Genomic DNA, 13,520 nt, shown 5'->3' on the forward strand with positions numbered 1-13,520 from the left:
TCAGTCGCCGGGGGTGCACACGGTGACGGGCAGGTGGGTCGAACGACGCAGCCTCGATTCGAGGTCCATCCGCAGCCACTTGGAGATTCCGGCGGGCAGCGTCGACACGATGATCTCGTCGAAACTGGAGCGGTCCATGGCCGTGCGCGCCGCGGTGTAGGGGTCGGAGCTTCCGATCTCGCTGGTGACGTCGATACCCATCTCGCGCATGGCGCCGACATGGGCCTCGAGTCGGGCTGCAGCCTCGGCCTGAGCCTCCTCCAGTTGCTGCATCACCAGGTTGGCGTCGGCAGCCAGCCCACCTACCGGATCACTGCCAGCCGCCACGCTGGCCCAGCGCGCGGCATCCGAAGTTGCAGGCACCACCAGGTGGAACTCGCACGGCCCGGCGGCCTGGCGCTCGCTGATGGCGTTGGCGAGGTCGGGGCTGGACAGTGTCTTGTTGGCGATCACCAGATAGCGCCGGACCTGCACGGTCTGGTGATCTGTGCCGGCGACATCGCGCTCGCGGTCGAGCCGGAACGACACCTCCAACTGCACCCGGTACAGCACGATCTGGCCGCCGTCTATCAGCGCGTCTCGTCGTGTGATGGTTGCCGAACCCAGGTCGCGGATGGTCTTGGCGGCCTCGGCCACACCTCGCGTGGTGGCGTCGGCCCACGAGTGGGGTGACGCAGCGACCAGCCGGATGACCTTGCGGACCTCCGAGTCAGTCATCGGACTCGTGCTTGAACGACAGCCTGATCTTGGTGTGGTAGCTGGCGACCGATCCGTCCTCGACCACCACGTCCTGCTCGACCACCTCGGCAACCCGCAGATCGCGAAGTGTCTTGGCCGCCTCGGCCACGGCGTTTTGTGTGGCCTGCTCCCACGAGTGTTCGCTGGTGCCGATCAACTCGATGACGTTGTAGATGCCCGTCATCTGGTACCTCCCCCTCGGGCGGCCACCCCAGCCGCACACCGGTCACTGTATGCGACTCGCCTAGCGCTGTGCCGGTACGGGCTCGCTCTCGTCGTGGGGGTCGTCCAGCCGGGGCAACCAGTTGGCGTTGCGGGTGACCACCAGGGTGAACAGCAACAAGATCGTGCCTGCGCCTCCGACCGTCATCCTGACACCGATGCGGTCGGCCACCCAGCCCTGTATCAGCGCGCCCAGCGGATAGGAGCCCGAGAACGCCATGATGCGCAGGGCCATCACGCGCCCCCGGATGTGGTCGGCGACGATTATCTGCAACGACGTGTTCGAGATGGAGATGACCGCCAAGAACCCGCCGCCGACGAACATCAGCGACACCAGGGCGGTCTCGAAGTTGGGTGACACGGCGAACGAGATGATCGCCAGCGCATAGACCAGCATCGACCAGCGCGTCATGGTGGCGCGCGACAGTCGATCGTCCCAGCCGCTGACGGCGAAGAACGCCGCCACCGCTCCGATGCCCAGGGTGACGTTCAGCATGGCCAGCCCCAATGCGCCAACGTCGAACTCGCTGACGGCGAACACCACGGTGAACTGCTGCACGGGGTTGCCGAGCGACGCCACCAGCACAGCGATCGCCATGCCGATGAGGATGCCGGGCTGGGTGCGCGAGTAGCGGATGGCCTCGGCGAAACCCTTCATGACGGCCATCCGCGGCGAGGCCTTCGGTCGGGTCGGTCGGGGTTTGACCACGGCCAGGGCGCCCAGCACGAACAGGAACGACAGCCCGTTGGCCATGAACGCCCAGCCGGGCCCCGCCCAGGCCAGGATCATTCCCGCGATTGCGGGCCCGATGGCTCTGGACGCGTTGAACTGGACCGAGTTCAACGTGATGGCCGAGATCAGGTCGTCGAGCGGCACGAGGTCGTTGACGAAGGCCTGCCAGCTCGGGATGTTGAGCCCGCCGATAGTGCCGCTGAGCGTCAAGAGCCCCAAGATCACAGGCAGTTGTCTGAACTCGAGCACCCACGCGCCCCACAGGGCGAACGCGGCGACCGCCATGGCGGCCTGGGTGATGATCAGCACCTTGCGGCGGTCGGAGCGATCGGCGATGGAACCCCCCAACGGTCCCAGCACCATCTGGGGAACGAACTGTGCGAAGGTGGCGAAACCCACCCAGAACGCGCTCTCGGTGATCTGGTAGAGCACATAGGGCACGGTCATGTTCTGGATCCACGTGCCCGTGTTCGAGGCCAGCGCACCGCTCCAGAAGATGGCGAACTCGCGGTGCTTCAAGGCGCGCAGCGCCCGCTTCAGCCCAGGACCCTTGCCGCCTGGGCCCTTGATCTCGCCGCGAATGCCAGTGCGGCCCTCAGAGGTCATGAGGTGCGATTCTTCACCATCGGGGAGCTAGCAACTAAGTCGAGTTACCAGTTGCGACCCGGTTGCGGCCTGTTGAGAGACCATGGGATCTCGAGGACCGGTGGGTTCCAAAGGTGGGCGGGTGCGGTGGGCACCCGTCCACCGCTCTACGCTCGCACCATCAGCCAACGGTGGGAGGTCGATGCGAGCGTGAACGCCAGATCCTTCGGTTCACGACCACGAATCCAGATGCTCGACTCGTGCGCTGTCTATGTCGACGGTCGCCCTGTCAAGCTGACGTCGCGAGCCATGGGACTCCTGTGTGCTCTTGTTGCCTCGGGTCCAGCGGGTGCAAGCGTTCTGGACCTGCTCGGCGAGCTGTACAACGATCCGCGCAGCCCGACAGCGCGCAGTCAGCTGCGCAACAACAAGTCGCAGATCCGCAAGGTCTTGGGGCGCGAGGCAATCGTCGACACGTCCGACGGATTTGCCGTCGACGGGTCGGTCGTAGACATCGACGTCTGGCACTTTCTCGACCGCGTCGACGATCCGAACGTCGACTGGTCTGACGCCGATGTGGCCCACCTGCTGGCCACCGGTGTGCCATACGACGGGGGAGAGGGGGGTCTGTTCGTCGAAACCTCGATCCGCCAGATCCAGACCTGTCGACGAGTGCTGGCGTCGCGGTTTGTGAAACAGCGCTGCGCGGGCCTGAGTGCCAGAAAGATCAGGTTCTTGATCTTCATGGCATTGGCCGACACGAACGAACGGTTGGCCGACGAAATCGTCGGTTGCCTAGCGGCAGCCCGAATAGATGCGGCGGTCGCTGAGATCATCGAAGCGGTCGACGCTGCCGCACAGCTGGACGAAGGGTTGGCATCGAGGGCGGCCGAGCTCGGCGAGGTGGCGTCCAAGGCTGCGCTTGTCGACGCAATCGCCGAACCAGTGCCGAGCGCCGGGGAGGCCGACGATGCACCCATGTTGCCCGAAGCTCTTCGGGTGGCCGCAACTCGGCCCATCGGGGCCAAACGGGCGGCCGATGCCGACAGCTTGGCAGCCGACCTGCTGGACGCAGCAACTCTGCGGCGCCACCCGGCCCCACCGGTCGCCCGAGTTGTCGAGGGCGCGGCCGGTTCGGGCAAGACGAGGTTCGTGGCCGAGGTCGCCGACCGGTTGATCGAACGAGGTGTTCGGGTTGCCTACATAGACGGGTCCCTCAGCGATGGCACACCCTTTGGTGCACTTCCGCTGGATGACCGTGATCTGGCCATCACATCAGAAGTCAGCCACTTCGAGACCGAGGAGTCGCTCAACCTCAGGATGTTCAGCTCGGCCGGCGCCGCCTTGGGGCTCGACTCCGAGGGCTCACCCCGGTGCGTGATCGTCGACGACCTCGACAAGCTCGACCCCGAGTCTCGTAGTTTCTTCCACCATCTGCAGTCGCGACCTCATCGGTTCCCGGTGATGCTGGTGTTGACCGGAGCCCCGAAGACTCTCGAATCTCAACTCGATCGGGCATCGGCTCACCCGGTTGCCCCGATGACCGTCGACGAGGCCCTGATGATGCTCGACGGGTCCGACATCGCGCTTGTCGGCACGCGGCGCAAGGCGCTGGCCGTCGATCTGTTGGAACGTTCGGGTGCAAACCCTTCGGTGTTCGGGTTCCTCTGCGGTTTCGTCGATGAAGCTGGTGCCTTGATGGTGCCGCCGGATCCCTCGGGAAACCCGCTGGTGTCTGCTGTGAGGGAGTTGGGTCGCGACGCCAGGGCGGTTGGCGTTGCCTTGGCCATCCTGGCGCGGCCTTGCAGCCTGGTGACGATCTCGGACGCCGCCGAACTCGATGACGAACGCTCCGGTGCCGCAGTCGAAGAACTGGTCGCGGCGGGCCTCCTGGCTCAGCAGCCGGGAACCGAGCTGTATGCGCTGCGCGACCAATCGACAGCGGAGGCCTTCCTCGCTGCTTCAAATCCGACCAGTCGCATCGGCCGCCACCTGAAGGCCCGACAGCTCTCATCAAGTGTGCATGACACGGCCCGCCATTCACTGGCGGCCGCGGCAGTGCTGGACACGAGTGAGGTCGTTACTGATCTGCTGGCGTCGGGCCGGCTCTATTTGGCAGAAGGGTCTTTGCGCGCCGCTCTGGAACGCTTCAGGGCCGCCGAGGCTCTGGCGGTCGGCCGCTTGCCATACCGGTCACTGATCGAATACGCCACGGTGCTGCATCGCGTCGGAGATGCGACTCACGCACGTCGCGTGCGGTCACTAGCCCACGAAGATGCGTTGGCCGCCGACGATCACACCGCAGCGATGGACGCTGCACTTGCAGGTTTGCCGGAGGCAGAGCAGACAGAGGGCGAGCCGGATCGGATCAGGCAGCTGTTGGCGATCGACCGCTCTCGATTACCGACGGAACGGCGGTCGAGCCTTGCGATGGCGATCTCCAGGCAGGCGGCTTTGTCCGGTCAACTGGAGTTGGCCCGCACCGAGGCCGACGTCGCGCTGCGCACCGCCACCAGCGACGACCAGATCGCCCACGCAGCACTCTGCAAGTGGTTGGCCGCCGGCCCGACCGTTCACCCGCTGGGCCGCTATCGCGAGTTCACCGATGTGCTGGCGCCCGAGCGGGTTCCCCCCTCGTGGCGGTCGCGGTTCAGCCAGCTGACCGCGATAAGCCGCCTCGAGATCGGCCGATTGAGAGCGGCGACCGAGGCGAATGCTGACGCCCGACTGGCGGCCGAACAAGACCACGACATCGTCAGACAGTGGCATTCGAAGCTCCTCGGTGCTTCGCTCCATCACGTGGCGGGTCGCGTCGATGAGGCTCGTGCGGCCGCGGGCGAAGCAGCCGAGTTCTCCGGCACTTGGGCGATCGGCGACGGTCTCGCTGCCTATGGCACTTTCGTGTTCGTCGACGCATGGATCGCCGAGGACTTTGCCCTCATGAAGGCGATTCGTGAGCAGACGGGCAAGGGCATGGAAGGTTCGCCGCTGATCAGAGCTGCGGCCATGTTGTCGGACGCCATCGAAGGTCGAAATGTCCGCCAGGCCGGACATGAACTGTTGAACGAGGTGCTCGAGGTGCCCGGCACCCAGTCGAGCATCGCCATCGCCTTGCTTGCAGCAGCGGTGGGCACCGATCTGCAGCCCCGCGACCGTCGGGCGGTGCTGGAGGTGATGACGTCTCGGCGCGACACCCACATCGTCTTGGGTGCGGGCGCTGTGTGCCTCGGGCCCGCCGAGCGCTACGCCTACTTCGTCACCAGGGACCCAACATATCTCGAATCGGCTCTGGCCTTTGCAGATCGCACCGGATCGGTGCTGTGGTCGACGGTCCTGCTGACCGACCTGGTCAGGCTCGAGAGCCGCACCGACCTCGCCGAGCGCTGTGACAGCCTCAGACGATTGATGGGCCTCGAGCCGCTCTAGCGCAGTTGGGGTATCACCTCGGTCGCCAGTCGTTCGAGGTTGGTGGCCATGTAATCGGGGTCGATACCTGGTGGCAGGCCGGAGGTGGCAATGTCTGTGATGCCGTATTCGTCGATGAAAGACCGAAGCGTCTCGACACATTCTTCGGCGGTGCCCACCACCACGTTCTGTGGAATCCGATCGGGGTCGCCCCAGCCGTAGTCGTCTGGGGTCTCGGCCATGAACTTGTCGTAGACCTTCATTCGGAAGCGCTCGGCTTCGCGGATCAGCGGCCAGTCGCGCTCGCGGTCGTCGGTGACGTACACCGATCGGATGATGCCCACCCGGTAGTCGCCGGGATCGCGTCCGTCGGCCAGCAGCGCTTGGCGCCACGGGTCGAGGACATCTTTGCGGGGCCCCTGCGGCAGCAGGTGGGTGTTCTTGCGCGCAGCGCGCAATGCGCCCGGCTCTTTCATCGCGGCCACCCATAGAGGAGGGCCGCCCGGTTGCACAGGCTTGGGAAACACCTCGACGTCGTCGAGTCGGTAGCGCTTGCCCTCATAGCTGAAGGGCCCATCGCCCCAAGCCAGGCGCAAGATGTCGATGCCCTCCTCGGTCAGCGACACACGGTTGCGCAGCGACCGGCCGAAGGCCTCGAACTCCTCTGGCACGTAGCCCATGCCGATGCCGAACTCCATCCGCCCGTTGGAGATGTTGTCGAGCACGGCCAACTCCTCGGCCAAACGCACCGGGTGGTACAGGGGCAGCAGCGCAATGTCGTTGGAAAGCCGGATCTGTTGGGTGCGGGCGGCGATGGCACCTGCAAGGGGTTGGAAGGCCGGCAGATAGCCGTCTTCGCAGAAGTGGTGCTCGGTGAACCACACGTGATCGAAACCCAACTGATCGGCGAAGGCGGCCTGCTCGATGGTGGCGCCGTAGACATCGGCCATCGTCTGTGGCCCACCGGGCACATAGCGGCAGTCGTACATGACACCGAATCGGAGAGGTTGGTTCATGAGACTGAACTAGCACGGCATTCGAATGTCACACCAACCCACGACCATGGAGGGCATGCCAGAACGAACCCGATATGGCGACAACGTGCCTCGCCCGGTTGACATTCGTGCCTTCATTACCCAACACATTCACGATCGAGCACCCGCTGAGGTAACGGTCGCAGAACTGGTCGGTGCGTTTCGGGCCACAGGCATCGGCACCGGTGGACGGCTCAGCAAGGACATCTCCGATGCGCTTCGCTGGGAGGTATCGCACGGCCGCGTGGTGCGGGTGGGCCGTGGGCGATACCGGGCCGGGCGAATCCCCAGAACCACGGCCGGTCGGGTGCGGATGCGGGCTCGTCGAGCTGCGTCGCTGGGTGATGAGGCCGGATGGGTTGGGTGAGTTCGTGTCCAGGTCTTAGCGACAACTAGGGGTGCCGGGAGGTGGATGCCCGTGCTTTCGCCAACATTGTCGCTAAGAGCTGGACACAGACTCGGTCGTCCCTCGCTGGCCCCTGGCCCCTGGTCGGTCAGCCGAGAAGGTCGGTGAGTCGGCCGGCGTGGGCTTCGATGTCGGCGGCAATTGCTGTCTGCTCGTACTCGAGGTCGAGCTCGCGCAGGAACGCCTGGGGTGAGCCCAGTGGGGCCGAGCAGCCTGCGGCGCCACCGGCTTCGGCCAGGGCGATTCCGGCCCGAACCGTCATCGACAGTGCAGACCCGCCCGAGTCGGCCGGCCGGACGTGATCGCGGATCGCCTCGCAGACCATCCGGGGCAGGCGCATGCGCTCGAGAACAGCAGCGCCAAGGGCCGCGTGGTCGAATCCGTTGGCGGCCACCTCGTCGGCCACAGACCGGGTCGCCAAGCCTGCGACGGCTTCAAGGCCGTGGGCCGACGACAGCAGCACCACACCCAGATCGTGCAGCAGCGCAACGCTCCAGGCGTCGCGTACCTTCAAGCCCACCCGTTCGGCAACGGCTGCTGCACCCGCCGCCGAGGCGACGGCGTGGTCCACGTAGCCACGCGGCAGGTGGGGGTTGGAGGCGCTGAGGTTCACCAGGTTGGCCATCGCCAGGTTGCGCACCATCGTGAACCCCAGAACCCTGATGGCATCCCACACGTTCGTCGACTCGGCCCTGGCACCGATCCAGGCGCTGTTGGCCAGCACCAGCAGCTTGCTGACCAGCACCGGATCGGCCGAGATCAGTTCGGAAACGCTCTGGCGATCTGCGTCGGGATCGTCCAGTAACTCGAGCAGCGCGAGTGTGTACGAGGATCGATCCGACACCAGGGCAGCACAGTTCAGGTACTGACCGACATCGAGGTCCGGTGTCTGTTCAGTCATGACCATGGCCTCCAATCGGAAAGCCACGCTCACTTTTGAGTAGCTCGTCAGAACTGAGTGGGCAAGTCGAGCCTGGGGAAGACGCGCCGGATGTTCGTGTCGAAGATCTGGTGGCGCTGTTGGTCGCTGAGCATCGGTGAGTTGTCTATGTAGATCTTCGTGTCGTCGTAGTAGTTGCCGCTGTCGGGGTCTATGCCGCGCACAGCACCGACCATCTCGGATGCAAACAAGATGTTGTCGGTTGGGACGACCTGCACCAGCAGGTCGATTCCGGGCTGGTGGTATACGCACGTGTCGAACCAGATGTGATCGAGCAGGCCCTCGAAGTCCCAGCCACGGTCTTCTGACATGCCCTTGAAACGACCCCAGTGATACGGAACCGCACCACCACCGTGGGGGATGATCCAGCGAAGGCCTTCAAAGTCGGCCATGAAACCCGAGGTCAGTGCCTGTGCGAACGCGGTGGTGTCGGCGCCGAGATAGTGCGATGTCGTGAAGTGCAGGTTCTCGTTGCACGAAGTCGACACGTGGATCATGCCCGGAACGTCGAGCTCACACATGGCCTCCCACAACGGCCACCAGTAGCGGTCCCACAGCGGAGGGCCATTCCAGTGGCCGCCCGAAGGATCGGGGTTGACGTTGCACCCGATGAACCCCATCTCCTCCACACAACGCCGCAGCTCGGCCACCGACCCTTCAATGGGCGCGCCGGGCGACTGCGGTAGCTGGCACACGGGCGCGAAGTTCTGGGGATACAGGTCGCATACCCGTCGGATCAGATCGTTCTGGTGTTGCGACCAGAACCGCGAGGTGTGTTCGTTGCCGACGTGGTGGCCCATCCAGCTGGCGCGAGGCGAAAAAATGGTCAGGTCGGCTCCGCGCTCTCGCTGCAGGCGCAGCTGCGCCGACTCGATCGACTCGCGGATCTCGTCGTCGGACACCGACATGACGCCCGGCTCGCCCACGTGGTGCGGATCGGCCTCGACTGCCGCCACCTGAGCGTCGCGCCACACCCCGACACCCGGCGGTGTCGTTGTGTAGTGGCCGTGGCAGTCGATGATCATGGCCCCTCGCTCCCCGCGGACTTGACCCCAACCCGCTCGTGGTCCATGTTGCCATCCTGACGACTGCAGCCACAGATCGACCGAAGAGGACCCGGCCCATGAACACACGTGTCGTGATCGTCGGTGCCGGGCCTGCGGGTATGACGCTGGCGTTGCTGCTGCGAACCCACGGCATCGAGTCGGTGGTGCTCGAGCGCAAAACCCGTGAATACGTTCTGGGCCGCATTCGTGCCGGGGTGCTCGAGTGGACCAGCGTCGAGATACTCGAACGTGCCGGCGCCGCAACGACCATGCATGCCGAAGGACACGTCCACGACTCGATCAAGCTGGGCTGGCGGGGCGAGTCGGTGCTCGAGATCGACATGGTCGAGCTGTCGGGGCGACCGATGATGGCCTACGGCCAGACCAACCTGCAGCACGACCTGTATCGCATCGCTGACGAGACCGGTCTGGACGTGCGATTCGAGGCGGCCGACGTAGCCATCCACGACATCGACACCGATCATCCCAGGGTGACGTTCACCCACGGCGGCGTCGCCGAAAGCATCAACTGCGACTTCGTCGCTGGCTGCGACGGGTTCCACGGTGTCAGTCGCCAGACCATCCCCGCGTCGGCCGTGACCGAGTTCGAGAAGTCGTACCCGTTCGGCTGGTTGGGGATATTGGCCGAGGTGCCTCCCTTGCCGACCCTGGTCTATGCCAACCACGAGCGCGGTTTTGCCCTGTGCTCGCAGCGCAACCCCATGCTCAGCCGCTACTACGTCCAGTGTTCGCTCGACGATTCGCTCGACGACTGGAGCGACGACCGGTTCTGGTCTGAGCTGCTTCGAAGGGCTCCGGCCAGCGAGGCATCGGCCATCGTCACCGGCCCATCGATAGAGAAGTCGATAGCCCCGCTGCGAAGCTACGTGGCCGAGCCGATGCAGTGGGCAAGGCTGTTCCTGGCAGGAGACGCTGCCCACATCGTTCCACCCACCGGTGCCAAGGGCCTCAACCTCGCGCTCAGCGACGTTCACTACCTGAGCCAAGCGATCGCAGCGCAATACGCGGGCGACCCGGCCCCCCTCGAGAACTATTCGGCCACGGCTCTGCGCAGGGTGTGGTCGGCCGTTCGGTTCTCGTGGTGGATGACAACGCTGATGCATCGCTTCCCCGACCAGAGCGCCTTCGATCAGCGCGCCCAGGAAGAAGACCTGCGCTACCTCGCCTCGTCGCGAGCGGCCCAGAGCGCCCTCGCCGAACAATACGTTGGACTACCACTCTGATGACTGCCGACAAGCCATACCTGGACATTCCAGGAACAACCATCTTCGATGCCGACCAGTCGCGGCACGGCCACTGGCTCAACCAGTTCTGTATGTCGCTGATGTCGGAGGCCAACCGGGCCCGGTTCAAGGCCGACGAGCGCGCGTATCTGGACGATTGGCCGATGACCGAAGAGCAGAAGCAAGGGGTGCTCGACCGCGACCTCAATCGCCTGATCGGCCTGGGCGGCAACATCTACTTCCTGGCCAAGATCGGCGCCACCGACGGCCTCAGCTTTCAGCAGATGGCCGGCTCGATGACGGGCATGTCCGAGCAGGAGTACCGCGACATGATGCTGTCGGGCGGGCGCAGACCCCAGCCCTTCGAGTCGGCGGCCGCGGCACCGGTGCCAGACACCGGCCAGACACACACGGCTCGCGTCACCGCCAGCGTCTACACCTCTCACGTGCCGGCGATGGGGGTGGCACTGGATCAAGGCAAGGTGGACGAGCCCTACTGGAGGGTGGTGTTCGACGGCTATGAGGCGTCGAAACGCTGGATCGCGGACAACCCGCCAGATGTCGTTGTGCTGGTCTACAACGATCACGCCAACGCCTTCAGCCTCGACCTGATTCCGACCTTCGCCATCGGAACCGCGCCAGTGTTCCCAACCGCAGACGAGGGCTGGGGTCCGCGCCCGGTGCCAGATGTCGAAGGCCACCCCGAGTTGGCCGCCCACATCGCCCAATCGGTAATCCAGCAGGACTTCGACCTCACCATCGCCAACCGACTGCCCGTCGACCACGGCCTCACCGTGCCGCTGTCGATGATGTTCGGCCAGCCAGACCGGTGGCCGTGCCGGGTAGTGCCCATTGCGGTCAACGTCGTTCAGTACCCCGTGCCTTCGGGCCGCCGGTGCCTGGCGCTGGGAAAGGCCATCAGGCGCGCCATCGATTCGTACCGAGGCCCCGACGACTTGAACGTGCAGGTGTGGGGGACCGGAGGCATGAGCCACCAACTGCAAGGGCCAAGGGCGGGCCTGATCAACCCCGAATTCGACAACACCTTCCTCGATCGCCTGATCGACGACCCCGAGGGTCTGGCCGACGTGCCCCACATCGACTATGTGACCGCTGCGGGCTCGGAGGGCATCGAGTTGGTGATGTGGCTGGTGGCCAGGGGTGCCATGGCCGACTTGCACGGCGGCGCCACCCCAACGGTCACTCACCGCTTCTACCACGTACCTGCCAGCAACACGGCCGTGGGGCACCTGGTCCTGGAGGAGGCCCGATGAGCGACACAGATCCGATGATCACCAGAATCGCGGTGGCCGGAGCCGGAGCGTTCGGCAACAAACACCTCGAGGGTCTGGCCGCCATCGACACCGCGCAGGTGGTAGCAGTGGTCGACCCGATAGGCGACAACGCCAAGGCCGCTGCCGAGAAACACGCGGTGCCGTCTTGGACCACCGACCTCGACGAGGTTCTCGGGCGCGACGATGTCGACGCAGTGATCCTGGCCACTCCCACACCCGACCACGCACGCCAGGCCATCGCGTGCCTGGAAGCAGGCAAGCACGTGGAGGTCGAGATACCGATGTGCGACGACATCGACCAGGGCAGGGCATTGGTCGAGACCCAGCAGCGCACCGGTCTGGTCGCCATGTGTGGCCACACCCGCAGGTTCAACCCGAGCCACCAGTGGGTACGGCACCGCATCAGCGCCGACGAGTTCCACATCCAACACATGGACGTTCAGACGTTTTTCTTCCGGCGCACCAACACCAATGCGCTGGGTCAGCCGCGCAGCTGGACCGACCACCTCCTGTGGCATCACTCCGCCCACACCATCGACCTGTTCCAGTACCAGACCGGCAGCCCGGTGGTGCAGGTCAACGCGTTGCAGGGCCCGATCCATCCCGAGCTGGGCATCGCCATGGACATGTCGATTCAGCTGAAGACCCGCTCGGGTGCTCTGTGCACCCTGGCCCTATCGTTCAACAACGACGGTCCGCTGGGCACGTTCTTTCGATACATCGGCGACACCGGTACCTACGTCGCCCGCTACGACGACCTCGTCGATGGCTACGACCAGCCCATCGACGTGTCGCAGGTCGATGTGTCGATGAACGGCATCGAGCTGCAAGACCGCGAGTTCCTGGCAGCCATCGCCGAGGGCCGCGAACCCAACGCCAGCGTTGGCGCGGTGTTGCCGTGTTATGAGGTGATCGCGCAGATCGCCCAACTGCTCGAGGGTCAAACGACATGACAGACCAGATCAAGCCGATTCCCGGCCCACACCCCAGCCCGCATCGCCCGCAGGCATTCGTGGCGCCCCCCAACGCCACCGACGCGCACTGTCACGTGTTCGGGCCTGCGGCCAGGTTCCCCTTCTCGCCCGACCGCACCTACACACCGCCAGACTCGGGCATCGACGACTTCGAGGCGCTGCAGCAGACCCTGGGGCTCAGCCGGGCCGTATTCGTGCAGGCCAGCTGCCACGGCACCGACAACTCGGCCATGGTCGATGCACTGGTGCGCGGCCAGGGCAGGTACGGCGGGGTGGCCATGGTCGATGCTTCGGTGACAGATGCCGAACTGGCCGATCTTCATGCCGTTGGGGTGCGCGGCACCCGGTTCAACTTCGTTGCCCATCTGGGCGGCGCGCCCGACATGGACGACTTCTGGAGCATCGTCGACCGCGTCGCAAAGCTCGACTGGCACATCGTGTTGCACTTCGACGCCAAGGACATCGCCTCACACATGGGCGTGCTCGATTCCATGCCTTGCCCCTACGTCATCGACCACATGGGTCGGGTGCCGGTGACAGACGGGCTCGAACAAGAGCCGTTTGCGGCCCTGCTCGAGCTGATGCGCGACGAACGCGCCTGGGTGAAGATCTCGGGTGCCGAACGCCTGACCGCCGGTGGCCCGCCGCCATACGACGATGTCGTGCCTTTCGCCCGGGCGATCATCGAGGCCGCTCCCGATCGGGTGCTGTGGGGCACCGATTGGCCCCACCCCAACGTGCGCCACAAGCCAGACGACGGCGACCTGGTCGACCTGCTGGCCGATTTCGCCCCTGACGAGACATTGCGAAACCAGATCTTGGTCTCGAACCCCGAAAGGCTCTACGACCTGCGCAGCTGAGCCATCGCTGGTTGGCTGCCACACAGAGTGGTAGCTTG

The 13,520-nt window shown here is 65.1% G+C and carries 12 protein-coding genes; 6 read left to right on the top strand and 6 right to left on the bottom strand.

The features are described from left to right. Genes R2770_19075 through R2770_19085 form a run of 3 tightly spaced genes read right to left on the bottom strand, consistent with a single transcriptional unit; the run spans position 1 to position 2,299 of the window. Complete coding sequence (locus R2770_19075; protein MEZ5282565.1) at positions 1 to 717, bottom strand: dodecin family protein; 717 nt, start codon at positions 715 to 717, stop codon at positions 1 to 3. After that, positions 710 to 922, bottom strand: a complete 213-nt coding sequence (locus R2770_19080) for a dodecin family protein (GenBank protein MEZ5282566.1) — start codon at positions 920 to 922, stop codon at positions 710 to 712. Before R2770_19080 ends, R2770_19075 begins: the two co-directional genes overlap by 8 nt. Positions 923 to 982: 60 nt before the next feature. Beyond that, on the bottom strand, positions 983 to 2,299 hold the full coding sequence (locus R2770_19085; GenBank protein ID MEZ5282567.1) for an MFS transporter: 1,317 nt from the start codon (positions 2,297 to 2,299) through the stop codon (positions 983 to 985). A 189-nt stretch (positions 2,300 to 2,488) separates the two neighbouring features. Between R2770_19085 and R2770_19090 the strand changes: the two genes are divergently transcribed. Next, positions 2,489 to 5,704 carry a hypothetical protein gene (locus R2770_19090; GenBank protein MEZ5282568.1) on the top strand — a complete coding sequence of 1,072 codons (3,216 nt, stop codon included), beginning with the start codon at positions 2,489 to 2,491 and terminating at the stop codon, positions 5,702 to 5,704. Here the strand turns inward: R2770_19090 and R2770_19095 are convergent. Then, on the bottom strand, positions 5,701 to 6,699 hold the full coding sequence (locus R2770_19095; GenBank protein MEZ5282569.1) for an LLM class flavin-dependent oxidoreductase: 999 nt from the start codon (positions 6,697 to 6,699) through the stop codon (positions 5,701 to 5,703). The genes R2770_19090 and R2770_19095 overlap by 4 nt on opposite strands. Before the next feature lie 55 nt (positions 6,700 to 6,754). Here R2770_19095 and R2770_19100 point away from each other — a divergent pair, with 55 nt between their 5' ends. Further along, on the top strand, positions 6,755 to 7,084 hold the full coding sequence (locus R2770_19100; protein MEZ5282570.1) for a hypothetical protein: 330 nt from the start codon (positions 6,755 to 6,757) through the stop codon (positions 7,082 to 7,084). Positions 7,085 to 7,211: 127 nt separating this feature from the next. Here the strand turns inward: R2770_19100 and R2770_19105 are convergent, their stop codons facing one another. Together R2770_19105 and R2770_19110 are read right to left on the bottom strand one after the other, a co-directional pair. Further along, a complete protein-coding gene (locus tag R2770_19105; GenBank protein ID MEZ5282571.1) occupies positions 7,212 to 8,024 on the bottom strand; it encodes an HDOD domain-containing protein in 813 nt (270 codons plus the stop codon). Positions 8,025 to 8,071: 47 nt separating this feature from the next. Beyond that, positions 8,072 to 9,088, bottom strand: coding sequence for an amidohydrolase family protein (locus R2770_19110; GenBank protein MEZ5282572.1), 1,017 nt, complete (start codon positions 9,086 to 9,088; stop codon positions 8,072 to 8,074). Positions 9,089 to 9,186: 98 nt separating this feature from the next. Here R2770_19110 and pobA point away from each other — a divergent pair, with 98 nt between their 5' ends. The 4 genes from pobA to R2770_19130 are packed head-to-tail and all read left to right on the top strand — an operon-like array spanning position 9,187 to position 13,482. Continuing rightward, entirely contained in the window at positions 9,187 to 10,353 is a 1,167-nt protein-coding gene (gene pobA / locus R2770_19115; GenBank protein ID MEZ5282573.1) for a 4-hydroxybenzoate 3-monooxygenase, read from the top strand. Next, positions 10,353 to 11,627 (top strand): protocatechuate 4,5-dioxygenase subunit alpha, encoded by a 1,275-nt coding sequence (gene ligA, locus R2770_19120; protein ID MEZ5282574.1) that lies wholly within the window; start codon positions 10,353 to 10,355, stop codon positions 11,625 to 11,627. Before pobA ends, ligA begins: the two co-directional genes overlap by 1 nt. Further along, positions 11,624 to 12,601, top strand: coding sequence for a Gfo/Idh/MocA family oxidoreductase (locus tag R2770_19125; protein ID MEZ5282575.1), 978 nt, complete (start codon positions 11,624 to 11,626; stop codon positions 12,599 to 12,601). The genes ligA and R2770_19125 overlap by 4 nt, the downstream gene beginning before the upstream one ends. Continuing rightward, entirely contained in the window at positions 12,598 to 13,482 is an 885-nt protein-coding gene (locus tag R2770_19130; protein ID MEZ5282576.1) for an amidohydrolase family protein, read from the top strand. The genes R2770_19125 and R2770_19130 overlap by 4 nt, the downstream gene beginning before the upstream one ends. Positions 13,483 to 13,520 lie beyond the last annotated feature (38 nt).

The sequence above is a fragment of the Acidimicrobiales bacterium genome (assembly GCA_041394185.1).
Classification (GTDB): Bacteria; Actinomycetota; Acidimicrobiia; order Acidimicrobiales; family Poriferisodalaceae; genus JAAETH01.